Source organism: Loktanella sp. D2R18, assembly GCF_003318235.1.
GTDB lineage: Bacteria > Pseudomonadota > Alphaproteobacteria > Rhodobacterales > Rhodobacteraceae > Yoonia.
On record NZ_QOCG01000006.1, the window covers coordinates 173233 to 196204 of the forward strand.

Annotated in this window: 28 protein-coding genes; 13 read left to right on the plus strand and 15 right to left on the minus strand. The window is 54.9% G+C overall.

The annotated features are described in order from the left end of the window. Positions 1-4: 4 nt before the first annotated feature. The 7 genes from DS901_RS03550 to DS901_RS03580 all read right to left on the minus strand — a co-directional run bounded on the left by DS901_RS03550 (position 5) and on the right by DS901_RS03580 (position 7811). Entirely contained in the window at positions 5-1078 is a 1074-nt protein-coding gene (locus DS901_RS03550; RefSeq protein ID WP_113775551.1) for an ABC transporter permease, read from the minus strand. 69 nt (positions 1079-1147) lie between these two features. Then, complete coding sequence (locus tag DS901_RS03555; protein WP_113775796.1) at positions 1148-2518, minus strand: CmpA/NrtA family ABC transporter substrate-binding protein; 1371 nt, start codon at positions 2516-2518, stop codon at positions 1148-1150. Between the two features lie 244 nt (positions 2519-2762). Next, a complete protein-coding gene (locus DS901_RS03560) occupies positions 2763-3941 on the minus strand; it encodes a CmpA/NrtA family ABC transporter substrate-binding protein (protein WP_113775552.1) in 1179 nt (392 codons plus the stop codon). Continuing rightward, the gene (locus DS901_RS03565; RefSeq protein ID WP_113775553.1) at positions 3938-4522 is read right to left on the minus strand and encodes an ANTAR domain-containing response regulator; all 585 of its coding nucleotides are present in this window, start codon (positions 4520-4522) and stop codon (positions 3938-3940) included. Before DS901_RS03565 ends, DS901_RS03560 begins: the two co-directional genes overlap by 4 nt. Positions 4523-4691: 169 nt before the next feature. After that, positions 4692-5624, minus strand: coding sequence for a glycosyltransferase family 92 protein (locus tag DS901_RS03570; RefSeq protein ID WP_113775554.1), 933 nt, complete (start codon positions 5622-5624; stop codon positions 4692-4694). After that, a complete protein-coding gene (locus DS901_RS03575; protein WP_113775555.1) occupies positions 5621-6787 on the minus strand; it encodes a capsular polysaccharide export protein, LipB/KpsS family in 1167 nt (388 codons plus the stop codon). Before DS901_RS03575 ends, DS901_RS03570 begins: the two co-directional genes overlap by 4 nt. After that, positions 6780-7811, minus strand: a complete 1032-nt coding sequence (locus DS901_RS03580; RefSeq protein ID WP_113775556.1) for an N-acetylneuraminate synthase family protein — start codon at positions 7809-7811, stop codon at positions 6780-6782. Before DS901_RS03580 ends, DS901_RS03575 begins: the two co-directional genes overlap by 8 nt. Positions 7812-7892: 81 nt before the next feature. Between DS901_RS03580 and DS901_RS03585 the strand changes: the two genes are divergently transcribed. Continuing rightward, positions 7893-8651 carry a tyrosine-protein phosphatase gene (locus tag DS901_RS03585; RefSeq protein ID WP_258546642.1) on the plus strand — a complete coding sequence of 253 codons (759 nt, stop codon included), beginning with the start codon at positions 7893-7895 and terminating at the stop codon, positions 8649-8651. Here DS901_RS03585 and DS901_RS03590 read toward each other — a convergent pair. Beyond that, positions 8648-9361, minus strand: coding sequence for an acylneuraminate cytidylyltransferase family protein (locus tag DS901_RS03590; RefSeq protein ID WP_113775557.1), 714 nt, complete (start codon positions 9359-9361; stop codon positions 8648-8650). The two genes, DS901_RS03585 and DS901_RS03590, sit on opposite strands and share 4 nt — an antisense overlap. Before the next feature lie 11 nt (positions 9362-9372). Then, on the minus strand, positions 9373-11085 hold the full coding sequence (gene metG / locus DS901_RS03595) for a methionine--tRNA ligase (RefSeq protein WP_113775558.1): 1713 nt from the start codon (positions 11083-11085) through the stop codon (positions 9373-9375). A 129-nt stretch (positions 11086-11214) separates the two neighbouring features. Between metG and DS901_RS03600 the strand changes: the two genes are divergently transcribed. Then, positions 11215-11679 carry an outer membrane protein gene (locus DS901_RS03600; protein WP_113775559.1) on the plus strand — a complete coding sequence of 155 codons (465 nt, stop codon included), beginning with the start codon at positions 11215-11217 and terminating at the stop codon, positions 11677-11679. A 92-nt stretch (positions 11680-11771) separates the two neighbouring features. Then, positions 11772-12815 (plus strand): aldo/keto reductase, encoded by a 1044-nt coding sequence (locus DS901_RS03605; RefSeq protein WP_113775560.1) that lies wholly within the window; start codon positions 11772-11774, stop codon positions 12813-12815. Positions 12816-12850: 35 nt separating this feature from the next. Here DS901_RS03605 and DS901_RS03610 read toward each other — a convergent pair whose 3' ends face one another. Beyond that, positions 12851-13294 (minus strand): GNAT family N-acetyltransferase, encoded by a 444-nt coding sequence (locus DS901_RS03610; protein ID WP_113775561.1) that lies wholly within the window; start codon positions 13292-13294, stop codon positions 12851-12853. Between the two features lie 300 nt (positions 13295-13594). On the opposite strand from DS901_RS03610, the gene DS901_RS03615 reads away from it, so the two are divergent. The 3 genes from DS901_RS03615 to DS901_RS03625 are packed head-to-tail and all read left to right on the plus strand — an operon-like array spanning position 13595 to position 15273. Then, complete coding sequence (locus tag DS901_RS03615) at positions 13595-14110, plus strand: lipocalin family protein (protein ID WP_113775562.1); 516 nt, start codon at positions 13595-13597, stop codon at positions 14108-14110. Further along, positions 14107-14352, plus strand: a complete 246-nt coding sequence (locus DS901_RS03620; RefSeq protein WP_113775563.1) for a hypothetical protein — start codon at positions 14107-14109, stop codon at positions 14350-14352. Before DS901_RS03615 ends, DS901_RS03620 begins: the two co-directional genes overlap by 4 nt. A gap of 18 nt (positions 14353-14370) precedes the next feature. Further along, complete coding sequence (locus DS901_RS03625) at positions 14371-15273, plus strand: EamA family transporter (RefSeq protein WP_113775564.1); 903 nt, start codon at positions 14371-14373, stop codon at positions 15271-15273. Here the strand turns inward: DS901_RS03625 and DS901_RS03630 are convergent. Together DS901_RS03630 and DS901_RS03635 are read right to left on the minus strand one after the other, a co-directional pair. After that, a complete protein-coding gene (locus tag DS901_RS03630; protein ID WP_113775565.1) occupies positions 15270-15944 on the minus strand; it encodes an NUDIX hydrolase in 675 nt (224 codons plus the stop codon). The two genes, DS901_RS03625 and DS901_RS03630, sit on opposite strands and share 4 nt — an antisense overlap. Positions 15945-15967: 23 nt before the next feature. Next, entirely contained in the window at positions 15968-16357 is a 390-nt protein-coding gene (locus tag DS901_RS03635) for a DUF983 domain-containing protein (protein WP_113775566.1), read from the minus strand. 200 nt (positions 16358-16557) lie between these two features. Here DS901_RS03635 and DS901_RS03640 point away from each other — a divergent pair, with 200 nt between their 5' ends. From DS901_RS03640 to DS901_RS03655, 4 genes are all read left to right on the plus strand, one after another. Further along, positions 16558-17049 carry an EF-hand domain-containing protein gene (locus DS901_RS03640; protein ID WP_113775567.1) on the plus strand — a complete coding sequence of 164 codons (492 nt, stop codon included), beginning with the start codon at positions 16558-16560 and terminating at the stop codon, positions 17047-17049. A gap of 74 nt (positions 17050-17123) precedes the next feature. Beyond that, entirely contained in the window at positions 17124-17711 is a 588-nt protein-coding gene (locus tag DS901_RS03645; protein WP_113775568.1) for an RNA polymerase sigma factor, read from the plus strand. Beyond that, positions 17698-18054: a hypothetical protein gene (locus tag DS901_RS03650; protein WP_113775569.1), complete on the plus strand. Its 357-nt coding sequence runs from the start codon at positions 17698-17700 to the stop codon at positions 18052-18054. The genes DS901_RS03645 and DS901_RS03650 overlap by 14 nt, the downstream gene beginning before the upstream one ends. Further along, a complete protein-coding gene (locus DS901_RS03655) occupies positions 18047-18520 on the plus strand; it encodes a periplasmic heavy metal sensor (RefSeq protein WP_113775570.1) in 474 nt (157 codons plus the stop codon). The genes DS901_RS03650 and DS901_RS03655 overlap by 8 nt, the downstream gene beginning before the upstream one ends. On the opposite strand, the gene DS901_RS03660 is transcribed toward DS901_RS03655, so the two are convergent. After that, positions 18517-19899 carry a diguanylate cyclase gene (locus tag DS901_RS03660; protein ID WP_113775798.1) on the minus strand — a complete coding sequence of 461 codons (1383 nt, stop codon included), beginning with the start codon at positions 19897-19899 and terminating at the stop codon, positions 18517-18519. The genes DS901_RS03655 and DS901_RS03660 overlap by 4 nt on opposite strands. Positions 19900-19989: 90 nt before the next feature. On the opposite strand from DS901_RS03660, the gene DS901_RS03665 reads away from it, so the two are divergent. The 3 genes from DS901_RS03665 to DS901_RS03675 all read left to right on the plus strand — a co-directional run bounded on the left by DS901_RS03665 (position 19990) and on the right by DS901_RS03675 (position 21621). Continuing rightward, positions 19990-20268, plus strand: coding sequence for a DUF3572 domain-containing protein (locus DS901_RS03665; RefSeq protein WP_113775571.1), 279 nt, complete (start codon positions 19990-19992; stop codon positions 20266-20268). Between the two features lie 63 nt (positions 20269-20331). After that, positions 20332-21030 carry an HAD family hydrolase gene (locus tag DS901_RS03670; RefSeq protein WP_113775572.1) on the plus strand — a complete coding sequence of 233 codons (699 nt, stop codon included), beginning with the start codon at positions 20332-20334 and terminating at the stop codon, positions 21028-21030. A 114-nt stretch (positions 21031-21144) separates the two neighbouring features. Then, complete coding sequence (locus tag DS901_RS03675; protein ID WP_113775573.1) at positions 21145-21621, plus strand: CAP domain-containing protein; 477 nt, start codon at positions 21145-21147, stop codon at positions 21619-21621. Here the strand turns inward: DS901_RS03675 and dtd are convergent. Both dtd and DS901_RS03685 read right to left on the minus strand, forming a co-directional pair. Further along, on the minus strand, positions 21618-22055 hold the full coding sequence (dtd, locus tag DS901_RS03680) for a D-aminoacyl-tRNA deacylase (RefSeq protein WP_113775574.1): 438 nt from the start codon (positions 22053-22055) through the stop codon (positions 21618-21620). The genes DS901_RS03675 and dtd overlap by 4 nt on opposite strands. Continuing rightward, positions 22052-22957, minus strand: coding sequence for a carbohydrate kinase family protein (locus DS901_RS03685; RefSeq protein WP_113775575.1), 906 nt, complete (start codon positions 22955-22957; stop codon positions 22052-22054). The genes dtd and DS901_RS03685 overlap by 4 nt, the downstream gene beginning before the upstream one ends. Positions 22958-22972: the final 15 nt, after the last annotated feature.

Genomic DNA, 22972 nt, shown 5'->3' on the forward strand with positions numbered 1-22972 from the left:
GATGTTACCGCTGCTCGGTGAATGTGAACATGGATTGCAGCGCATACATCACCCGGTCGAGCATAAAGCCGATGATCCCGATGGTCAGAACCGCAACCATGATTTTAGCCAGCGATTGTGACGACCCGTTTTGGAATTCATCCCAGACGAATTTGCCAAGCCCGGGGTTCTGCGCCAGCATTTCCGCGGCGATCAGCACCATCCAGCCCACACCCAGCGAAAGCCGCAGACCGGTAAAGATCAGCGGCAGCGCTGATGGCAACACAAGTTTCGTGATCTTGGTGTAGGTGTTCATTTTTAGAACTTTGGACACAGACACCAGATCTTTATCGATGCTCGCCACACCGAGTGCGGTGTTGATCAGCGTTGGCCAAAGCGAACAAAGGGTCACGGTAATTGCGGACACCAAGAATGATTTGGAGAACATGCCGTCGTTGGTCGCGTAAACGGCTGACACAACCATGGTTACAATTGGCAGCCAAGCAAGTGGTGATACGGGTTTGAAAATTTGGATCATCGGGTTGATGGCCGCGTTTGCCGTGGGGCTCAGGCCCGCCATGATCCCCAAGGGAATGGCAAAGAGCGAAGCGATCAAGAAGCCAAAGAACACCGTTTTGATCGAAGTCCAAATTTGATCGTAATATGTTGGTTTACCTGTGTAAGGGCGATCGCGCACCTTGTCCAAATCGCCGTTGGCAACATGTTCGGCGTTGCGTGCGTCTTGACGTTCGTAAAAGGCGACTTCTTTCTCACCTTCGCGGACCGCATCAGCGTGTAGATTGCCGACTTGTTCCCAAACTTGGGCAGGGCCGGGGATTGCACCAAGTGACGTTTGCACCTTTGGGGCCAATGTGCCCCAAGCAATCAAAAATATGCCAATCGCAAGGATTGGCACGCCGAGCAGGCGCCAGATTTCAGACATTTGCGCCCGCGGATTGTCACCCGCGATTGCCTTAAGAATAGGGGTCATCCATGACAGGCCCAGAACTTGGAACCATGCGTCTGCCTTGTTGATCCGCGTAAACAGCCGGGCGCGGCGTGCTTCGGCGTTTAGTTCGGTCGGGTCGATTGCGGTCATGATGCTGTTGTCCTGTGGTCTGTTAGGGCACGATGGTGTCTGGCCCCGCGTGGGGCCAGACGTGTTTGCTTATTCTTGGATTTCGCTATCCACGATGATCTGGTTGCCTTTCAGGCCGATTGGCAGGCTGTCCAGATAGGCGTTTGGCGTACGGCCATCGTAGGGAATACCGTCAATGATATCTTCCGCAGGCGTCGGGGCCTTAAAGCCATCGCTGTCCCATGGGAAATCGGCCTCGTTTGCCATGCCTTCGTCGACCAGCATACGTGCGGCTTCAAGATAGATGTCAGGGCGGTAGACGCTTTCGGCTGTTTCAAAGAACCACTCATCGGTCTGTGGCTCTGCAATTTGGCCCCAACGGCGCATCTGTGTCAGATACCAGATCGCGTCTGAATAGAACGGGTAGGTCGCGTTATAACGGAAGAATACGTTGAAATCAGGGACTTCGCGTACGTCACCTTTTTCGTACTCAAACGTACCGGTCATTGAGTTGGCGATCACTTCGGCGTCGGCACCAACGTATTCAGAGCGCGCCAGAATTTCCACGGCTTCTTCGCGGTTGGCGTTGTCGTTTTCATCCAACCAGATCGCAGCGCGGATCAGCGCCTTGGTCAAAGCGATGGTCGTGTTCGGGTTTTCTTCAGCGAATTCGGCAGAGATCCCGAACACTTTTTCGGGGTTGTTGCGCCAGAGTTCGTAGTCTGTGATGACCGGAACACCGATGCCTTTGAACACGGCTGCTTGGTTCCATGGTTCACCTACGCAATACCCGAAGATAGTGCCCGCTTCCAGCGTTGCAGGCATTTGCGGCGGAGGGGTCACAGATAGCAGAACGTCAGCACCAATTTGGCCGCTAATGTCATCGGGGGAATAATAACCGGGCTCTAGGCCGCCAGCGGCAAGCCAGTAGCGCAATTCGTAGTTATGCGTGGATACAGGGAAAACCATGCCCATGTTGAATGGGATGCCTTGGTCTTTGTAGTCTTCGACAACCGGGGCCATTGCCGCGGCGCTGATGGGGTGCTGCGGACGACCGTCTTCCATCAATGGGACGTTCGGTTTCATCTGTTCCCAAACTTCGTTGGATACTGTGATGCCGTTGCCGTTCAAGTCCATAGAAAATGGTGTGATGATGTGGGCTTCGGTGCCGTAGCCGATTGTCGCGGCAAGTGGCTGACCTGCCAGCATGTGCGCGCCGTCCAACTGGCCGTCGATGACGCCGTCCAAAAGCACCTTCCAGTTTGCTTGTGCTTCAAGTGTCACAAACAGGCCTTCGTCTTCGAAATAACCGTTTTCATAAGCAACCGCCAAAGGGGCCATATCTGTCAGCTTAATAAAGCCGAATGTGAGGTCCTCTTTTTCGAGATCAAGCGATTGCGCCATCGCCGTTGAGCTCAAAAGAACGCTGGCAGTTAGCGCAAGTGGGAGGGTTTTTAGCATGTCGGTGTCCTTATAGGTCATGGTCAAAACGAAAAAAGCCGCTCGAAACCAGCGCGCAGGGAGGAGTGCGCAGAAGTTTCGAGCGGCTTTGCTCAGGTCGTGTAATCCCGATCAACGGGGATTTCGAAAAGACGCCATTGTCTTTGTTAAGTCCCACTATGATGATGGTTAGCACCAGTTCAAGTTGTGTTTTGGGACGCGTTTCACAAAAAATGCGGCAGTGCAGAATTTGCTTAATTTTTGATCAATCTGACAGGTCAAAGTCGAATATTGCGCCATCAAAAAATGCATCAGGCCCAAGAATCATTTGGCCTTTGGTGGACGCGACCGCCGTGGGATTGCGCAGCGCTCCTTCGATCTTTGCCGAAGCTCCGGGCATATCAACTCCACGCGTTTCTAGGTTTTTCCGAAATAAATCGCTGCGAAAACTTGCTGATCCGCGTCGTATGGCATCTTGAATATCGAGGCCGGCCCATGCGGCAATGCGCTCACTGATCCAAGCAGCCTGACTGCGCCACGGAAAGTTCCCAGCACTGTCATTAAAGAACAGGAAATGCGCAGGCGAGACTGGCGCGGCCCCTTTACGCGGTACGATTTGCCCCGAGATCGCAGGATCAATTGCTTCGTGCGGCAAATCGATATGTTGGCTGCGCGCAAGAATTTCGACAGCAAGCGGCTTGTTGTGTGGTTGATCAAGCCATTGCGTCGCACGGTAAATCGCCCGCATCATTCTGCGACAGGTGTCTGGATTGTCATCGATCCATTTGCGGGTCGCTCCCAAGACCTTTTCCGGGGCAAATTGCCAGATCGCGGATCCGGGCAAGATCAGCTCAGCGTCCCCTTGCTGCACGGCTGCGGTGCCCCACGGTTCGCCCACGCAAAACATATCGAGGGTGCCGTCCGCCATGGCTGCGGCCATGCGTGGTGGGGGTACGGTGATGATCTCAACACGGTTGCTGCGAAACGACGGATGCGCGGATAGCCAATGTTCGATCAGCATGCGGTGCATCGAAAATGGGAAGGGGATGCCGATTCGGATTGGTGTGCGTCCGGTTGCGAATAGTGCGGTGGCGGCCGTGGCCGGGTTGATGAAATCCGCTTGCCAGCCGGTGTTTTCCATATCACGCGCCAGACTATCGGATACGCCGATCACGGTGCCGTTGACAGACAGAACCATTAGGGCGTCCACGGTCGTCGGCAATCCGCTTTGCCCTAATGTCATCGCGATGGGCATCGGTGACAGCATATGCGCGGCGTCGATTTGTCCCAATGCAAGCAGGTCACGGAGCGCGGCCCAAGACGGCTGTTTGACAAGTTGCAGGTCGACACCTTCGTCGCGCGCAAAGTTCAGCTCGCGTGCGATGATCAGCGGTGCCGCATCGGCAAGTGGAAGGAACCCACATTTTACAGTCTGTACGTTCATCCGAGCAAATCCGCCGCTGTGACCAGCGCTTGGGCAACATCAATGACCTTGCGGCCTTGGTCCATTGCGGTTTTGCGTAGCAAGCCATAGGCGGTGTCTTCGTCAATGCCGCGCGCAGTCATGAGCAGCCCCTTGGCGCGATCAATGGTTTTGCGGTCGGTCAAGGCTTGTTTGGCGGCGTTCAATTCGTGGCGCATTTGTTCCACCATCTTGAACCGTGCGATTGCGGTTTCAAGGACGGGTTTAATGCGGTTCTTTTGCAAACCATCGACGACATAGGCGCTAAGCCCAGCGGTAATGGCTGCTTGGGTCAGGTCCGAATCTGAACGGTCCACAAACATTGCAACGGGGCGCGACTGCGCATGCGAAATTTGACCGATGTGCTCTAAGGTGTCGCGGTCAGGGTGTGCAAGATTGATCAACACGATATCGGGATCAATTTCAGTCAACTTGGGCGCCAACGCAGAGATTTCAGTGACAACATATACGCTGCCCCAGCCGCCATCCTTGAGCGCGTCAATAATATCCTGCGCGCGCGCAGCGTCGGGCTCGACAACGAGAATTTTTAATCCTGGCTCCATAGTTCGTTAGTTATCAGAATTTTCACAAGGTGGTAGACACGGCCACAGCATTAATCTCGGGGTCTGTACATATTAAAGGCGCAGTCCTGAGTGTGCTTAAAAAATGGGCGGTTTGTCGCGTTTGGAAGGCTTTGCGCGCAATGTGTTGGGCCATCAGCGGTGCTGTATATTAAAGTGAATGCGTGCGTAGCCCTTGGCCATCATTCACTCCGTGACGTTGTAAGAAGTCCAGCGCGCAGCGATCTTCGACCGCGGTTTTCTCAATAACTTCAAGTTTTTCCATGATCTTGCGACCACGCCGATCAAGCGGCGAGTCGGACACAGCGCCTTTTGATAGTTTCTCTTGCAGCTCTTGGTGTGAACGGGTGTAATAATGGTTAAGCTGAAGCGCAGCATCCGATAGAAAATCAGCCTTATTACGCTCTTTATAGTGGGACACTTTGCCTGCTTCGCTTGCGCTCGTCCGGCCCATTTGATGCGTGCGAAAACGGTGAACGCGTACTTCCAATGTGTCGGTCGGGTCAATGATGCACTTAAAATTAAGCAGTGGTGCGGCGCGGTCGCGCGCGCGCGTTGTAAAGGCAAAAGGTGCCGGTAAATCAGATGGTGTATCGTGTCCGTTGGGTCCAAACATTGTCCAAGGCAAAGATATATTTGTGAACTGTTCTAGCCCGCCCAGCACGGTCATGATTGTATCATCTGCTTTCGGAACGATATATTCATCAATGTCGATAAAACCCATCCATCTAAATGGGCCGCCGAAGTTTTCAATGGCATGGCAATAAGCCAAAACTTGACGCGAAAATTTCACTTTGGGCGTTAGGCACGACGCGGTAAGTTTCCACGGTATCAACGTCACATTTACATTGGGTACGCCGCGCGCCAATTCGGCGGTGCTATCAGTCGATCCATCGTCATAAAGAAAAAAGTCCTGCACACCCGCCAATGCATGAAACCTAATCCAATCGACAATATTGCGCGCTTCGTTTTTCATGATTGCAACGATTGCAAGGCCGTTACGGCCGGACACAATGGTCGGGCAGCCGGTAAGCATCGTTGATGTGTGCGGCGTTTCGCGTGACCATAATTTACTAAGTTTCATCTGGCTATTCCGTTATTGCAGGTCCAAAAGCCTAATTTGTCTGGCCCCATTAGCCGCGCGTTGATTTTGCGGGCTTCCAGAGGTGCGAGGTTACCGTCAGGCCCGTCGTGGTCAAGCTCTGGGTAATAGTGTTGCGACAGGAAGTTCAGAAATCCGTTACGTGCTTGCGGATCGTAAGACAGGGTTTCAGGTTGAGCGAAAAGCGCGTTTAGGGCATCTTGGGTCGGACAATGGTTAGCGATGCCATCAATGGCCCAAAAGCAGTCCCCTATGGCTGCGACTGGCTTTTCGAAAAACATCGCCTCCAGCCCGACTGACGAATTCACAGTGACCACTGCGCGTGCGGCTGCAACCTGTGTAAATGTGTCTGTGACGTTGTCGAGAACGAGTTGGGGGTGGGCAAGTTGGGCAATGCGATCGCCAAATTTGATGGGGGATGTTGGATGTTCTTTCAGCCGGGCGTGCCAACCATCGGGCAGATATTTGGCAGCTTCGGCCACCGCATCGATCACCTGTTCAACGGTAGGAAATGCACCGCCGAAGAGGCGTAATTGACTATCGCCTGGAACTTGCAGTGGAATGAATATGAATTTTTCGTTCAACGGACGTGGGGTGGCTGCGGCATTCGGGGCTTGCTGTCCGGTGCGTGCGACGATGGTTGTGCCAAGCTTGCGCCAACCGTCATCATCCGCGTGTTTCTTTGCCCAATGCACATAGGGGGCAGCAGTCCGGGGCAGTCCATTGCGATAATTTACACCGCAAGGGTCAACAGTGATACGCCCCTTGAACGGCGACAATTCGAAATAGAGCGTTTTCGCCCGCGCATCTTTGGCAGCATCCATGAAAACACGGCGTGTGCCGTTTAGGCCATTCCAAGCGACAGCAACCCGGTCAGGATGCTTTTCGAAATAGGTACGAGAGCCGCTATATTGCAATGCGAGTAGACGTTTTTTTGCGGCAACCGCCAATGTTGCCGTTGGTTTTTGGGTCGCCGATGCGAACGCTTCGACAACACGCTGTGCCGTTTCTGGGTAAGTCTTGTATCCCAAAGGCGCAGTTTTCCGAAAAGTAATTTTGCCGAGCGGGCCTAATGCGCGTTCAACTGCTGCGCGTTTAGCTTTGCGCGGGTCAAGGCACACGAAGTCCCACTGGTGCTCAGGCATCTAAATCGGTCCATTTGAGTTGGGTGTTCCGCGTCACGTCACGGACGAGCGTTTTGCCAACGACCTTGTCAAAATCATAGCCCGCAATTTCACCAGATCCGGGGCGGCGTGCCCAAATGTCGGCTTCTGTGATGACGTAGCCTGCTTGTAGATCGCGGTCTGCCACGACGGACGCGCGGGCAAAGCGGTAGACATCCTCTTCGGCGGGGGTGCGTTCTTTGGGGTTGCGTAGTGCAATGTGGATTTCACGAGATCGGTCAATGATATGACGCAGCTCTGCAGGGTCCATAGAATTGATGATGTCAGGGCCCTTGCGGTAGCGTGTGTCGGTGTAATGGCGTTCCAAAATACACGCACCCAACGCGACCGAGGCCAGTGCCATCTCGGGCCCGATCGAGTGGTCCGAGAACCCGACAACGGCATTTGGAAAAGCGGTTTTGAGGTCGGTCACGCCCTGTAACGAAACGATTTCAGGCGGCGAAGGGTATAGGTTCGTGCATTCCAATAGCGCATATTCGATGCCCGCATCTTCAAGAATTTGCACCGAGGCACGTAAGCTTTCGATGCTTTGCATCCCGGTGGACATGATCACTGGTTTGCCCATCCGCGCGATGTGACGGATCAGTGGAAGGTTATCTGCCTCGCCCGATCCGATCTTAAACGCGGGCACATCAAGTTCGGCCAAAAAATCAGCCGCTGCGCGTGAAAACGGTGTCGAAATCCAGATCATTCCAAGGGATTCAGTATACTCTTTAAGATATTTCTCTTCGTCTAACGATAATGCGCAAGACTGCATCACATCCCAGATCGACACATCGGCATTGGGCGGAAAGATTTGTTTGGCCTCTTCTGTCATCTCATCTTCGATGATGTGGGTCTGGTGCTTGACCATCTCGCAGCCTGCGCCGGCGGCAAGGCGCACCATTTCCTTGGCTACGTTCAGGTCGCCTCCGTGATTGATCCCGATTTCAGCGATGACAAGGGGGGGATGTTCTGGTCCGATTTTGCGGCCTGCGATGTCCATGATGGGCTCCTACACGGTGGTGTTGGGATGCTTCTAGTTGGTTTGGCCCAGCGGAGCAATTGGTGCCTCATCATTGCAATCATGCGGACAATACGCCATGTGAACGTCGTTGAAACAGTTTGGGTTGTTGGGATGTTCCGCAAAATTCAGGAAACGCTGGTGAAAAAAGAACAAAACCTGCGTAAATCCTTTGGGCATGATATTACTGATCCCAAAGAACGGCGAAAGTCGTTGTTCCATTACTACTGGCTGGATCATGGGATTTTACGCAAACGGTGGCATAATTTTAATGAATTCGCGCCGGGGGCTTATCGATCAAACCACCCTGACCATCAGCGGTTCGCAAGCTATGCGGCGATGGGTATCCGTACGGTGCTGAACTTGCGGGGGGCTGCACAACAACCGCATTATTTGTTGGAGGTCGAAAGCTGCGAACAGCTTGGCCTGACATTGGTTACGTCGCAGATGTCGGCGCGTCGTGCACCGACGGTTAAGGCGTTAAAAAAGCTGCTGAATAGTTTTGCCGCGATTGAAAGGCCCTTTATGATGCACTGTAAATCGGGGGCTGATCGCACAGGTTTGGCGGCCGCACTTTATCTGATGCTTTATGAAAATACCCCGTTGGAGATCGCGCAAAAGCAGTTGAGCTTTCAGTACCTGCATATCCGCCGCACCAGCACGGGAATTTTAGATCACTTTTTGGATGTATATGCCGCGCGTAACGCCCAATCACCCATTGCTATAGATGACTGGATCAGAACGGAATATGATCCGGATGCGTTGACCAAAAGTTTTGAGACAAAGCAGGCTGGTTTGAAATTCTGGCAGGGCTGGCGTTAAGCTGGGGGGCGTAGCCCGTCTGCAATTTGCTTGCCCATGAGATAGTTAATCACGTCCCAGTCAAAGGGGCTATCGACATCAAGGCTGCGTTCATTGGGTACGATCAGCGGAATGACATGACCTTCGAACAGGCGTGTCGCTGTGCGTAGGTAGCTGGGTTTAACCACATAGACCAAGCCGACATGATCATAGACCATAGGGGCCTGTTGGCGCGCGACGACGCCGTGGGGCAGGGGCTTTGAGACATGCAGCCCGCCGTCATTATCGGTTTCTAACATGTTGAAATAGGGGTTCTTGCGGCTTTCGCAGCAGGACATCACCATGTCCGGCTGCTCTTTCGCGAAAAGGTCCAGCCCAGCGTCGACATCTTCGGGCAGGCGCAGCGGTGACGTGCAATCTAGATCCAAAAACGCATCAGCCGGGCCGACCTGTTTTTCGACCTCAAGCAGCGCGTGTTGCCAGACATCCCATTTTGCCGCCGTGTCTGTCGCCAGATGATCGGGGCGCAACCCAATATCAAGCGCGCCACGTTTCAGCCCGTGTGCATACATCTTTGGACAATCTGTTGAGACAACAACATGATCGACGCGTGGATTTTCAAACAGCTGATCCAGCGCCCAATCGATCAGCGGTTTGCCATGTAAGTCGCGAAAATTCTTGCCGGGTACGCCCTTGCTTCCCGCTCGTGCGCCGATATGCCCGATGATCATATTCGTCCCCCTTAGTCGCGTGTGCCAGCGAAACGTGCCGCCCATTCTTCGCGTTCATCGTCGGTGATTTTGCGGAACAGGTTTTCTGGCACGGTAAATGCATGGCCTGCGGGCAGAGTTTCCAGCGCTGCGGCCACATCGGTGGGCCAGCTATCATCATCCGTTTGCATTGCAGCAATCATCGTCGCAGACGCATCAGGAATAAACGGCGCAGACAATACCGCGTAAATGCGAATCAGGTTCAGCGCGAGCCGGATCTGCATCGCTGCGGTGTCCGGATCTGTTTTAAATGTGGTCCATGGTGCGTTGGCTTGCAGGTATTCATTGCCCAACACCCAGATCGCACGCAGTTCAGCGGCTGCTTTGCGGACTTCGGTCGCTTCCATATGCGCTTCATAAGCGCGGATGCGGGTAGTAAGATCGGCGATCAATTGCGTTTCCGCTGCGCCATAGGTGCCGCCTGCGGGGACATCCTCAGAGAATTTTGACCGACAGAACTTAGTCACGCGGCTAACAAAATTTCCTAGAACGTCGGCGAGGTCTTTGTTCGTGTCAGTTTGGAAGGTTTCCCAGGTGAATTCCGCATCTGACGATTCAGGCGCATGCGACAAAAGCCACCAGCGCCAATAGTCTGACGGCAAAAGTTCAAGCGCCTGATCCATGAACACGCCGCGCCCGCGCGATGTGCTGAATTGGCCGCCATCATAATTCAGATAGTTGAACGATTTGATGTAATCGACCAGTTTCCACGGCTCTTGCGTGCCTTTGATCGTCGCAGGAAAGGATAGCGTGTGGAACGGCACGTTATCTTTTCCCATGAATTGGGTGTAGGTCACATCATCGGCACCTTTGTCGGTGCGCCACCAGCGTTCCCAGTCGGTGCCTTTTCCGGCGTCTTCCCATTCTTGGGCGCAGGCGATGTATTCGATCGGCGCATCAAACCAGACGTAAAATACTTTGCCTTCCATGCCGGGCCATTCCGCGTCACCGCGTTTGACAGGCACGCCCCAATCAAGATCACGGGTGATGCCACGATCCTGAAGACCATCCCCATCGTTAAGCCATTTTTTGGCAATCGAGGTGGTCAGGATCGGCCAATCCGTCTTGCTGTCGATCCAAGCGGCCAGATCGTCTTTGAGTTCAGATTGGCACAGATACAGATGTTTGGTTTCGCGGACTTCCAAATCGGTTGACCCTGAAATCGTGGAATGCGCGTCGATCAGGTCGGTGGGGTCTAGCTGTTTAGTGCAATTGTCACATTGGTCGCCGCGTGCAGATGTGAAGCCGCAGTTGGGGCAGGTGCCTTCGATATAGCGGTCGGGCAGGAAACGGCCGTCGGCGACGGAATATACCTGTTCTTCGGTCACTTCACGGATTAGGCCCATATCTGCCAAACGGCCAGCAAAGGCTTGGGTTAATTTTTGGTTTTGCGGGCTGGAGGAACGGCCAAAATGGTCAAACGACAGGCGGAACCCATCTGCTATTTTGGCCTGCACATCATGCATTTCGGCGCAGTAGTCTGCGACAGGTTTGCCAGCCTTCGTCGCCGCCAATTCCGCAGGTGTGCCGTGTTCATCGGTCGCGCAAAGGAACAAAACTTCGTGACCGCGCGCGCGCATGTAGCGGGCAAATAGATCTGCAGGCAATTGGCTGCCGACAAGGTTACCAAGGTGTTTGATCCCGTTGATATAGGGGATTGCGGACGTAATGAGGTGACGGGCCATCGGATTTTCCTATCAATTTGGGCCTATCTAACGGGGCTTGCGCCCAGATGCCAGATATACTGCGCAATCACTGGTCTTGATGGGCGACCTGAGGTATTATGGCGGTAATAAATAACTGTGAGGCAGGCAATGAAAACGATCATTTTAAGCGCAGCTTTGGCTGCGGTGGCGGGCATGGCATCCGCACAAGATTTTTACGCAGGCGGTGCGCTTGATTACGCGTACCCGCATTCTGGCGATACGCAGACCTCTGCGTCGCTGATCGCCGGTGTTAGTTTGGGTTACGGCACCTTTGGGTATGGCGGTGAATTGGAAATTGGCGGGCATATCGCGGGCGACGCAGATTACAGCACCCGGCGTTTGCGCGCCATGGGAACCTATGACTTGGGGGCCGTTGAAGCCTTGGCGTCTGGCGGAATTACCAGCTATGAAAGCGATAGCGGGAACGCGTCTGGCTTTAACTTAGGTGTTGGGGTGCAGACAGACTTCACCAACAAAGTGAGCCTGCGCGCGGAATTCATTCGCGATTTTATGGATGACCACACCACTGACGCGGTGACAACGACCCGTGTTGGCGCGTTCTATCATTTCTAGAACCAAACTACGGCAAGATCGGTTGCGACGGGTCTTGCCACCTGCGTTTTAGAGTTTAGTTTGCTTTCAAACGCAGATTTGAAAGTGAACTCATGAAAATGCTTAACCTTGGTCGCACCGATATTGCGGTGTCAGACTGGTGCCTTGGCACGATGACCTATGGCAACCAAACCCCACAAAGCGACGCACATACTCAAATCGATATGGCGTTAGACGCGGGGATTAACTTTCTTGATACTGCCGAAATGTATCCGGTGAACCCGATTAGCGCCGAAACGGTGGGCCTGTCTGAACAGGTGATCGGAAACTGGATTACAAAATCCGGCCGCCGTGATGAGGTGATCATCGCCACGAAAGTATCTGGAAACAACCCTGGTTGGGTGCGTGACGGCAAGGGCTTCGACGGAGGCAATATCCGCGAAACCGTTGAGGCATCTTTGAGGCGTTTGCAGACGGATGTGATCGACCTGTATCAGCTGCATTGGCCTGAGCGCGGGTCATATATGTTCCGCCAAAACTGGACCTATGATCCCTCCGGCCAAAACCGTGCGCAAACGCTGGATCATATGATGGGTGTGCTGACCACTTTTGGTGAACTGGTTGCCGAAGGCAAAATTCGCGCAGTGGGCGCATCAAACGAATCTGCCTGGGGGATGACCAAATGGGTTGATCTGGCCGAGGCTGCAGGCCTGCCGCGCATGGTATCCGTGCAAAACGAATATTCATTGATGTGCCGTATGTATGATACCGATATGGCCGAGATGGCGGTGAATGAGGACGTGACATTGTTGTCGTTTTCGCCATTGGCCTGTGGGTTGCTGACCGGGAAGTACCAAAACGGCGCGATCCCCGAAGGCAGCCGCCGGTCAATCGGCCCAGAACTGGGTGGGCGCATGACCCCGCGTACGTTGCCCGTCGCGCAAGCCTATCTAGATTTGGCTGCGCAGCATGGAGTCGATCCCGTGCATATGGCGATGGCATGGCAAAGCACGCGGCCTTTCCCAGTATCCGCGATTTTCGGCGCGACGACATCGGAACAACTGGCGCATATTATTGCGGGCAAAGAAGTGGTGCTGAGTGACGCGTTGATCGCTGAGATTGATAGCGCACATCGCGCCAATCCGATGCCTTATTAAGTAGGGTGGATCAAGATCCACCCTACGGGGTGGGCCTAAAGGCTGATTTGAAACCTTGGCCCGGCTGTTGCTGTGATTTCATCCCACCCCATCGCCCGGTAGGCCTGTGCTGCACTTGCGTTGTTGGGCGCTGTGCCAATCGTCAACCGTATTGCGCCGGTTGCTTGCGCGTGCGATTGGGCCGCTGCGATCAGCCTGCGACCGATGCCTTGGCTACGTCGCCCTGCGATGACAAACAGATGCAAGATGTCGATGCTATCGCCTGTATTCATGGGGCGCCAGTGGGTCACAAGGGTCGCAAAACCGACAGGCCTGTCACCGTCACGTGCGATGAGCCCAATCAGAGGGCCATCAATGAATTGCGCGTGAACATCCGCATCCCCACGCGCGCATGTGTCGCCGTGATGCGCGCAAAGCGCGTAAATCATGTCCCGAAGATCGGGGATATCGGTTGGTGTGACGTTTGTGATCGTGATCATTGGGGTTTTCCTTTGCTGTGCCGCAAAGGGACAAGATTACCTGACGCCCTTTGCGGGCGTATCGGTGTCTATATCAAAAAAGATCCGGTCGCCGCGAAATGGGGCCGGGGTAATAGGGTGCTGCGATGTGCATTCCGTTGTTCATTGCCTAGGCTTGCCTGAAAGCGGGGCGCGCTGTCAACAATAGCATCTTGTCGTCACCCGGTTTTTGCGAGACTGTCTGCAAAATGATCGTTCGGAGCCTAGAATGCCGTTTAGAACCAACAGCGAAGATTTCGGCACCCGCCACCGGATGACACGATGAGAGCGCTGGCGCTGATGCTTGCCTTGGCAAGCTGCACCGTTTCCCATTCTTACCGGGATACCAACGCACCAATTTCATCCAAGGCGTTTTTTGAACCCGCGCGCTATGCTGGGCGATGGCATGAGGTCGCGCGCTTTCCTGTGCCGTTTCAAAAAGACTGTGCGCGGGCGACGGCGGATTATGGTTTGCAAAGTGATGGTAGCCTGTCGGTGCTGAATATTTGCCGAAATTCTGACGGGTCGGAACGATCGCGGATCACAGGCAATGCCGATATTGTCGGGCCGGGGCGTTTGGCCCTGCGTTTTGATGGTGTGCCGTTTGTTGTGGCGGATTATTGGGTGCTTTGGACGGACGAAAGTTACCGCACCGCCGTGGTCGGCAGCCCAAATGGCACGTCGGGCTGGATTTTGAACCGCGATCCTGAGATACCCGCTGATAGGTTACGCGCTGCGCGTGAAATATTGGAATTTAATGGCTATGATATTAGCCAACTGATGGAGATTTCCCCATGAAAAAGCTTGTTTTGGGATGTGTGATGTTTTTGGGCGCCTGTGAAACCGGCGGCGCGATGGGCGGAAGCCCCGGCATGCAAGAGCATCTGGTGATCGGGAATCGCATGACATTCGAACAATGTCGTGCCCGCGGTGGTCTGATCATCCGTGACCAAGGCAGTCCGATGGTCGCCTGTGATCCGTCTGTGCGCGGCGAACCTGTGCCTGCGGATGAATTTAGTCACCCAACTGTGCAGGGTTAATGCGCAGTTAGCCGGCTGATGGAGCTCTGGGTCCCGATCACGCTGGTTGCGGCGACCGCGCAGGCGTTGCGGTTTATGCTGCAAAAACATCTGCGCGGGATGCAGCTTTCTACGGCGGGCGCGACCTTTGCGCGGTTTATCTATTCTTCGCCTTTGGTCATGGTGATCGCGGTGATTTATGCACGCACGTCCGGGCAGGGTGTGCCGCAAGTGCCCAAAGCGTTCTGGCCCTATGCAATTGCCGGGGGCGCGTCACAGGTATTGGCAACCATGTGCGTCGTGGCCTTGTTCAGTCACCGCAATTTTGCAGTCGGGATAACGTTTAAGAAAACCGAAGTCCTGCTGAGCGCGCTGATTGGCTTTGTGGTCTTGGGCGATGCGATCACCGGATGGGCGATTTGCGCGATGCTTATCGGGCTAATAGGCGTGGTCTTACTTTCTGATCCACCCAATGCAACAGGGGCCTGGCACCAACGGATTTTCAACAAGGCAACGGCATTGGGGCTAGGCGCCGGGCTGCTGTTCGGCGTGTCTGGCAATGGATATCGTGGCGCGTCGCTGTCATTGGATGCGGGCGATGTATTCTATCGCGCCATCGTGACTTTGGCGATCGTGACGGCGTTGCAGACGGTCACGATGGCGATCTGGCTTGCCTGGCGCGAACGCGGTGAAATAACCCGCGTGTTTCGGGCGTGGCGGGTGGCCGGGTTGGTTGGGCTGACCAGCATGGTGGGATCAATCTGCTGGTTCAATGCCTATACGCTGCAAACGGCGGCTTATGTGAACGCGCTGGGGCAGGTAGAACTGCTTTTGTCGCTGGCCATCGGGTCGCTTGCCTTTGGCGAAAAAATATCACGGCGCGAATGGCAGGGGATCGTATTCTTGGGGATAAGCATCTTGGTTCTGGTCTTGGTTGCTTAAAGTAAAGGTTTCCCACCTAAACGGCTGACCAATCTTGCCTCGTCATTGTTGCGAAAGAAAGGGACGGTTGCAGCGCGCTCTCCCGATGCGATTTGCGCGTTGAGTTCGGCCAGTACGACTTGGGTGATAAAGGGCAGATCGAACTTGCGCGCTTGGTGCAATGGTACCCATTGAAGATGGGCAAGCTCGTCCTCGGCATTGCTGAAATCATCAAGATCGGTGGTCAGCGCATCCGCGTCGGCCAAGAAAAACCGCGCGTCAAATCGGCGTGGGCGGCCCGGCGGGGTGATGGCGCGAAACAAAAATTGCAGCGCAGAACCGTTGGGTTGATGCCCTGATGCGGCAAACCCGCGCCAGCCTTTTGGGGCGTCTGCCCACTCGGCGCGCTGACCTAAGATATGTCCGGTTTCTTCCCAAAGCTCGCGGATCGCTGCTGCGGCGAGCGACGCAGGCGCGCGCGCGCTGTCTTGGGCAAGCCGGGCGGCTTCCGTTTGCGGCAATGTGACGGGGACCTGCGCGTCTACGGGATCAACAGCGCCGCCGGGGAAAACAAATTTACCGGGCATAAATGCCGCTGACGCGCCGCGTTGGCCCATCAGCACAGATGGCGTGGTGCGCGCGTCGCGCAGCACAACAATCGTGGCCGCATCGCGGATGCTGATTTTATCCATCTTATCCCCGTTTGGCCGGGGGCTTAGCCATCTTGTCCAAACCCATGCATGCGGCGTGCCCATTGAATTGCCACGATCATGCCTTTGAGCCGGGGCAAAAGAAAGAGCGACAAAGCCACGGAGCCTACGGAAAGCGTGGTGGCCATTACCATTGGGCTGGGTTCCCACATGACCCACATAAAGTGGATCGCAAAGCCGATGATATGTGCGACCAACAAAATTGTCAGATAGGCGGGGCCGTCGTCCGCGCGGTGGTGGCTCAAGGTTTCATTGCAAGCTGGGCAATGGTCGACGACCTTTAGATAGCCGTCGAATATACTGGCTTCACCACAGTTGGGGCATTTACAGCGCAGCCCGCGCAGAATTGCAGGTTTGGTTGGGCGTTCCGTCGGGAAAGTATGTGCGTCAGACATCGGGGGTTGCTCCAGGGTTTCAGCAATTACATCGCCTATTCACGCCGCTTTGAAAAGGGGGAGAGGGCGGGTTGCGGCGCCGTGTCACGTAGCCCCAAAAGAGATTTCCGGTGGTCTTGCGACGGAAATGATCTGGGTCTGCGTTGAAGAAGGGTCTGCGGCTAAGAACAGTCGCACTAAACCTTAAGTGAGGAATGAAAATGAAAAAGACTATTTTGATGGCAGTACTTCTTTCAGGCGTCGTGATGACTGCAGGCGCGGTTTCGGCACAGCCGGAACAACGTGAACGCCCAGATTTTGCGACACTCGACATTGATGGCGATGGTGCGCTGACAATGGAAGAACTGCAAGCACGCGGCGAAGCGCGCTTTGCAGAGGCTGACACGGACGGCGACGGCGCATTGAGCGCTGAAGAGCTGACCGCCCAAGCGAACGCACGCTCTGAAGAACGCGTGGCCCGTATGATCGAACGTATGGATGAGAACGAAGATGGTCTTATCCAAGCCGACGAAATGAACCCCCGTGGCGGTGAACGCCGCGAAGGTAACATGGAGCGGATGTTCGAGCGTGTGGACACCGACGAAGATGGCACAATTAGCGCGGAAGAATTCGAAGCTGCGCAAGAAAAGATGCAAGAACGCGGTGAACGTCGCCAAGGTCATGGCGAAGGCCATGGTCGCGACAACAACTAAATCAAATGCTTTGGCGGGGGGGGCTTCTCCTCGCCAATTGCGAAGCGCTGTAAATATCGGTAGCACTACACTTCATGAACGCGATGCCCGACCTTTTTGCTGGCGCCCCCGACGAGGCGCTACTGATTGCATTTGCCAATGGCGATGCACAGGCCGCGCAGGCGTTGACCGAACGGTTATTGCCAAGGGTTCTGGCGCAAGCGACGCGGATGCTAGCCATTCAGGCCGAGGCCGAAGAGGTTGCGCAAGAAGCGATGATCCGCTTGTGGAAACAGGCACCCGATTGGCGGCAAGGCGAAGCACAGGTCAGCACATGGCTTTACCGCGTTGTGTCAAACCTTTGCACCGATATTTTGCGTAAACGGCGCGGTGGGGTCTCGCTTGATCAGATCGCCGAACCAACAGATGGCGCACCAAGCGTGGTGCAGAAAATGCAAACGAACGCGCGGATGCAGGCGCTGTCAGACGCGCTCGCGGCTTTGCCCGAACGTCAGGCACAGGCCGTATCCTTGCGGCATCTCGAGGGGCTGTCCAACCCTGAGATCGCGGAAATTATGGACACAAATGTGCGGTCAGTCGAAAGCCTGACAGCACGCGGGAAACGGGCGCTGGCTGCAATCATGGCCGGGCGCAAGGCAGAACTGGGGTATGATGATGACTGATCTAAACGACGACATCCTAGAAGATATTTTTGCGCAGGCCCGTGCCGTTGCACCGGTCCCGTCAGATGATTTGATCGCGCGGGTGATGGCCGGGGCTACGGTGCCGCAAGCGGTACCACAACCCGCGCCGCGCCGCAGTCTGGGTCAGCAAGTGCTTGATCTCTTAGGTGGTTGGACGGCAGTCAGTGGACTGGTCACTGCGACCTGCGCAGGGGTTTGGATCGGGGTTGCACCGCCTGCTTCGGTTGAAAACTATACCGCAACGTATTTCGGCGATGAAATCAACGTCAGTATATTTAGCGAGGATGCGATTTTCGCGACAGGAGATTTTTTTGATGGCTGATGAAAAGACAAAAAACGGGCGTGTTTTGCGCATCGTGCTGGTGGTTTCATTGGCGCTGAACCTTGCTGTGGTGGGGCTTGTTGCCGGGTCATTTGCCTCTGGCAGGGTTGGGGATGGACCTCCTCGTAGCTTTGATCTTGGGCTTGGCCCGATGTCACGCGCATTGGCGCCAGAAGATCGGCGCGAAATCGGTACCGCGTTGCGCCACGCGCGCCCTATGGGTGAATATAACCCGCGGCGGCAAGTCACATTGATGATCGCGACCTTGCGCGCGACGCCTTTTGACCCGGAAGCTTTGCGTGATCTGATTGTCGAGCAAGCCGAGCACGGCACGCAGATTCAAAACGTGGCCCAAGATGTCGTGATCGATCACATCACAACGATGTCCGACGAAAGCCGCGTTGCTTTTGCGGATAGGTTGCAGGACGAACTGACCAAAGTGCGCCCACGGCCAGAGCGGAATTAACTTGCCATTGCGACCTGATCACGCCCAGCGGACTTCGCTGCGTACAGTGCGGCATCTGCTTGCGCGCAGATGGTTTCTGCGCGTGGGTTTTTTGTTTGCTTCGCGCGGCTAATCGCGACGCCAACCGAAATAGTGACAGGTAACGGAGGGTGTGCTTCGCCGATGTCGAATGGCGTGCTGTTGATAAGGGAAAGAATCCTATTTGCGGTCATTTGTGCTTGGGCGGCTGTGGTGTCTGGCAATGCGACAAGAAATTCTTCGCCGCCCACACGCGCCAGCATATCAACCGCGCGGATATTATCTTTTATCCGCTTTGCCAATTGTTTAAGCACCTTGTCACCCGCGGCATGGCCATAGGTGTCGTTGATGGATTTAAAGTGATCAATATCGACCATCATCACCGCCATAGCGTCCCCAGACATCTGCGCGTGTTGCGCCATGCGCGCCAAATGCGGGTCAACGTAGCGCCGATTAAAAAGCCCTGTTAGCGGATCGGTCACGGCGGCTTGCAAGCCGTCACGCACCGTATCGCGCAATCGGTCATGCAACCGTTTGCGTTTGATCAGTTTGCGCGCCCGCAAAACGATTTCATCAGCGGATGCAGAGACGATCACAACGTCATCAGCACCCAAATCCAAGAACATCGCAGCCATATCAGGCGCGTCGTCAGGCACGACAATAAGCTGCGTTGATTGACGGGTGTCTGGACGGGCCCGCAAATCGGACACGAGCCCGAAAAAACGCGCCGGGGCCGTCATATGGGCACTTGCGTCAATGACATAAAGCGCATGTGAAGGCTGTGTCTTGCTGGTGCGCAGCGCTTGGTCGGGATCCATAGCACGTACAACATGGCCCAAACAATGGGTCAATGCCGCCAAAAGCGCGCCATCAGGCTGTTGGGTCGCTGACAAAAGCGCGACATTTGCCGCAGTCTCAAAGGGAGTGGTCGCCTCTTCAAAGCCAAGGGCGCTGCTGGTCCCTTCGCGCAGATGCAATTCTTGATGGGTGCTGTGAACCCGTAGCAAGCTGCGGATGCGTGCCAGCAGAAGCCCGTCATTTACCGGGCGCGGCATGACATCATCGGCTCCGGCATTAAGCGCTGCGAACCGGGCTTGGCTTGAGTCGGTGACCCCGATTGCGATGATCGTGATGTTTTGCGTGTCCGGATTTGATTTCAGGGAGCGGCAATAGCTTTCTAGATCCAACGCGGGGTTGCCAAAGCTGGCCAGTATGAGATCGGGGCGGTGTTTGAGGATATGGGCATCTGCTTCGGCGCGGCTTGCACAGGTGTTTACGCGAAACTGCGCGGCGGACATTTTAACCTTCATCACAATACGATTGGTCGCAACAGAATCGATGATCAATATACGTCCCGGCATTTTCAAACCCTCCATGAGGTCGCCCATTTCATGCAGACAATTTGAACGGTATTGGTTAAGAAACAGTTTCTGTAGAATTAAGGATTGTAGATGGATCACGAACAGGCACAGGTCATCGCATTACAGGCATTGGCATGGTTGGTTGGCAATGATGAACTTTGCCCAGTGTTCTTGGGCGCAACAGGCGGGTCCGTTGATGATCTACGCGCCCGCGCAGGCGATCCTGCGTTTTTGGCAGCGGTGTTGGAATTCATCACAATGGATGATGCTTGGGTCGTGGCCTTTTGCGATAGTGTTGATTTGGCTTATGAAAAACCGCTGCACGCACGTTATGCACTGCCGGGCGCCGAGGCCGTGCATTGGACTTAGTCCCCGATTGACTTTACCTTCTGGCCAAGGTGATGTGGCGGAAATTACCCAAAGAGGCTGCACATGATCAAAGGCATCATTTTCGATAAAGACGGGACTTTGTTCGATTTCAACGCGACATGGGGCGCTTGGACACGGCAGATGCTTGCCGCTGAAGCGGGCGGTGATCGTGCTAAGTTTGACGCGCTAGCCGATGTCTTGGGATATGACGCAGAGACGAACCGGTTTGTGCCGGGTAGCATCGTGATCGCCTCGACCGTGGATATTGTGGCGGACCATATCTTGTCGGTCCTGGGGGATATGGACAAGAGCGCGTTGATTGCGCGGATGAATACGGGCGCGGCACAGGTCGCGCAGCAAGAGGCAGTGCCGCTGGCCGCATATTTCGCATCACTTGCGAGGATGAACCTGACGCTAGGGATTGCCACAAATGACGCAGAGGCCCCGGCGCTGCAACATTTGGAACAGGCTGGCGTGAACGATTATTTCGAATTTATCGCAGGCTATGACAGCGGTTTTGGCGCAAAACCAGATGCGGGCCAATTGGACGCATTTTGTGCGAGAACCGGGATTGCCGCAGCCCATTGTGCAATGGTCGGCGATAGTACCCATGATTTGATCGCCGGGCGCGCGGCAGGCATGAAGACGATTGGAGTGCTCACTGGGCCCGCACCGCAGGCTGAATTGGCGCCACTTGCTGATGTGGTATTGCGCGATATTGGCAAGATCCCCGACTGGCTGCGTGCCGAAGGGCTGATCTGATATTTCGGCACCGCGTCGAAAATGGCCCTGCGCCGTCAATTGCCACGGCGTCGTCATGATCATGCCCTGTTGGTTGCTATGATACGACGCATCAGGACTTCTAAGGCATCTAAAATGACGAATCTTATCCGCGCGATCAGCATCCTTTTTCTAACGCTATTTGGGCATTCTGCCTTAGCAAGCAATTGTGCCGTGCCGGAAAACGCGGATGCGCTTGTGGATGAGATTGCGGCAAGCGTAAATGCCACGCGGCGCGCAAACGGTGAAAGCACGTTGCGGATCAACCGTCGATTGGGCCGCGCTGCGGCAGCACATGCCTGTGACATGATGGAACATGATTTCTTTGATCATCAAGGAACAGACGGATCAACTGTTTTGGTGCGGGTTGAAAACACCGGATATCGGCAATGCCTTGTGGGTGAAAACCTTGCTTGGGGATACCCGGAATCGGCGCGTATCATCCGAGAGTGGATGCAATCGGCCGGTCACCGCGAAATCATGCTGCACCCGCGTATCGAAGAATTCGGTATCGGCATTTCCCAAGGCGAAAACGGCCCTTATTGGGTCATGGTCGTTGCAAAACGCTGCTAAATATCCAACCAAATCGTAATGGGGCCATCATTGGTGAGGCTCACAGCCATATCGGCCCCAAATTCGCCCGTAGCGGTATTGATCCCCAATGCACCCATGTCTTTGATGAATTGTTCATAAAGCGCTTTGCCTTCAGCAGGGCGCGCAGCTGTCGAAAATCCGGGGCGGTTGCCGCGTGATGTATCCGCGGCCAAAGTGAATTGGCTCACAATCAGGGCCGATCCGCCTGTGTCGACAAGCGATCTGTTCATTTTGCCGGTGTCATCGGTAAAAATGCGTAGTTTGCTGATCTTGGCCGCCATTTGCGCCGATTTTGTCGCGTCATCGCCTTGCATTGCGCAGATCAGGATAAGCAGCCCTTGGTCGATTTCTCCGATCGTTTCGCCGGCAACACGCACCGATGCTGCGGTAACGCGCTGGATCAGTGCTCTCATAGCTCAGCGGCCCAAGGCGGGTTTGCACCTGCGCGGCTGACGGTGATCGCAGCGACCCGCGCGCCAAAGGCGGTGGCGGCTCTTAGGTCGTCACTTGTGACGCTGTGCAATGTCTCTTTGGTCAAAAGCCCGCGCCTATCCAATTCGGCCAAGAAACCGGCGCTGAACGTGTCGCCTGCGCCCACCGTGTCAACAACCGTGGCTTTTTGCGCGGGCACGTCAAATTGGTCCGTCGGCGTGACAACTGTGACCCCTTCGCTGCCGCGTGTTAGCAGGATGATTTTGGCGCCTGTGGCTTTCAGAAGGGCAGGCCCATCGGTATTGCCGGTTATCCATTCCAGATCCTCGTCGGATGATTTGATGATATCAGCGGCGCCTAACATGCGGGTCAATCGCGCGCGATAGCGGGTTTCATCGGTGATAAAACTGGGGCGTATATTGGGATCAATCATGGTGACGCGGGCTGGGGCCTCGCGTAGCATCAGCGCTTCATAGGCGGCACCGCAGGGTTCGACCACAAGGCTGATTCCGCCGAAGAATAATGCATCCGCACCGGGTGCAGGCAGATCATCAACCCCTAACATGCGCCCGGCCGTGTTTTCGTCATAAAATGCATATGAGGCATGACCATCGGTCAAGGTCACAAATGCCAAAGTTGTCGGGCGGTCAGATAGGGCGGCAGGGCTAGAATCTACATACGATTCTGCCAACCGTTCGCGCAAAATATCGCCAAATAGATCGTTCGAGATACCCGAAAAGAACTGCACAGGTCTGCCCAGCCGTCCCAACGCCACAGCGGTATTAAACACAGCGCCGCCAGCATGCGGGGCGAACGCGGGTTCGCACGCGTCATTCTGGCGCGGCAACATATCAATAAGGGCTTCGCCACAGCAGATGATCATAGGGGTCTCCAAAAT

What these genes read in the sequence shown, in the direction of transcription:
- DS901_RS03560 (WP_113775552.1), bottom strand. Translation starts at nt 3,941, where the DNA reads ATGAACGTACAGACTGTAAAATGTGGGTTCCTTCCACTTGCCGATGCG.
- DS901_RS03615 (WP_113775562.1), top strand. Translation starts at nt 13,595, where the DNA reads ATGAGAGCGCTGGCGCTGATGCTTGCCTTGGCAAGCTGCACCGTTTCC.
- DS901_RS03660 (WP_113775798.1), bottom strand. Translation starts at nt 19,899, where the DNA reads ATGCCGGGACGTATATTGATCATCGATTCTGTTGCGACCAATCGTATT.
- metG (WP_113775558.1), bottom strand. Translation starts at nt 11,085, where the DNA reads ATGGCCCGTCACCTCATTACGTCCGCAATCCCCTATATCAACGGGATC.
- DS901_RS03570 (WP_113775554.1), bottom strand. Translation starts at nt 5,624, where the DNA reads ATGAAACTTAGTAAATTATGGTCACGCGAAACGCCGCACACATCAACG.
- DS901_RS03650 (WP_113775569.1), top strand. Translation starts at nt 17,698, where the DNA reads ATGATGATGACTGATCTAAACGACGACATCCTAGAAGATATTTTTGCG.
- DS901_RS03625 (WP_113775564.1), top strand. Translation starts at nt 14,371, where the DNA reads ATGGAGCTCTGGGTCCCGATCACGCTGGTTGCGGCGACCGCGCAGGCG.
- DS901_RS03555 (WP_113775796.1), bottom strand. Translation starts at nt 2,518, where the DNA reads ATGCTAAAAACCCTCCCACTTGCGCTAACTGCCAGCGTTCTTTTGAGC.
- DS901_RS03645 (WP_113775568.1), top strand. Translation starts at nt 17,124, where the DNA reads ATGAACGCGATGCCCGACCTTTTTGCTGGCGCCCCCGACGAGGCGCTA.
- DS901_RS03585 (WP_258546642.1), top strand. Translation starts at nt 7,893, where the DNA reads ATGCGGACAATACGCCATGTGAACGTCGTTGAAACAGTTTGGGTTGTT.
- DS901_RS03605 (WP_113775560.1), top strand. Translation starts at nt 11,772, where the DNA reads ATGAAAATGCTTAACCTTGGTCGCACCGATATTGCGGTGTCAGACTGG.
- DS901_RS03580 (WP_113775556.1), bottom strand. Translation starts at nt 7,811, where the DNA reads ATGGACATCGCAGGCCGCAAAATCGGACCAGAACATCCCCCCCTTGTC.
- DS901_RS03640 (WP_113775567.1), top strand. Translation starts at nt 16,558, where the DNA reads ATGAAAAAGACTATTTTGATGGCAGTACTTCTTTCAGGCGTCGTGATG.
- DS901_RS03665 (WP_113775571.1), top strand. Translation starts at nt 19,990, where the DNA reads ATGGATCACGAACAGGCACAGGTCATCGCATTACAGGCATTGGCATGG.
- DS901_RS03685 (WP_113775575.1), bottom strand. Translation starts at nt 22,957, where the DNA reads ATGATCATCTGCTGTGGCGAAGCCCTTATTGATATGTTGCCGCGCCAG.
- DS901_RS03635 (WP_113775566.1), bottom strand. Translation starts at nt 16,357, where the DNA reads ATGTCTGACGCACATACTTTCCCGACGGAACGCCCAACCAAACCTGCA.
- DS901_RS03565 (WP_113775553.1), bottom strand. Translation starts at nt 4,522, where the DNA reads ATGGAGCCAGGATTAAAAATTCTCGTTGTCGAGCCCGACGCTGCGCGC.
- DS901_RS03610 (WP_113775561.1), bottom strand. Translation starts at nt 13,294, where the DNA reads ATGATCACGATCACAAACGTCACACCAACCGATATCCCCGATCTTCGG.
- DS901_RS03675 (WP_113775573.1), top strand. Translation starts at nt 21,145, where the DNA reads ATGACGAATCTTATCCGCGCGATCAGCATCCTTTTTCTAACGCTATTT.
- DS901_RS03550 (WP_113775551.1), bottom strand. Translation starts at nt 1,078, where the DNA reads ATGACCGCAATCGACCCGACCGAACTAAACGCCGAAGCACGCCGCGCC.
- DS901_RS03655 (WP_113775570.1), top strand. Translation starts at nt 18,047, where the DNA reads ATGGCTGATGAAAAGACAAAAAACGGGCGTGTTTTGCGCATCGTGCTG.
- dtd (WP_113775574.1), bottom strand. Translation starts at nt 22,055, where the DNA reads ATGAGAGCACTGATCCAGCGCGTTACCGCAGCATCGGTGCGTGTTGCC.
- DS901_RS03670 (WP_113775572.1), top strand. Translation starts at nt 20,332, where the DNA reads ATGATCAAAGGCATCATTTTCGATAAAGACGGGACTTTGTTCGATTTC.
- DS901_RS03590 (WP_113775557.1), bottom strand. Translation starts at nt 9,361, where the DNA reads ATGATCATCGGGCATATCGGCGCACGAGCGGGAAGCAAGGGCGTACCC.
- DS901_RS03600 (WP_113775559.1), top strand. Translation starts at nt 11,215, where the DNA reads ATGAAAACGATCATTTTAAGCGCAGCTTTGGCTGCGGTGGCGGGCATG.
- DS901_RS03630 (WP_113775565.1), bottom strand. Translation starts at nt 15,944, where the DNA reads ATGGATAAAATCAGCATCCGCGATGCGGCCACGATTGTTGTGCTGCGC.
- DS901_RS03620 (WP_113775563.1), top strand. Translation starts at nt 14,107, where the DNA reads ATGAAAAAGCTTGTTTTGGGATGTGTGATGTTTTTGGGCGCCTGTGAA.
- DS901_RS03575 (WP_113775555.1), bottom strand. Translation starts at nt 6,787, where the DNA reads ATGCCTGAGCACCAGTGGGACTTCGTGTGCCTTGACCCGCGCAAAGCT.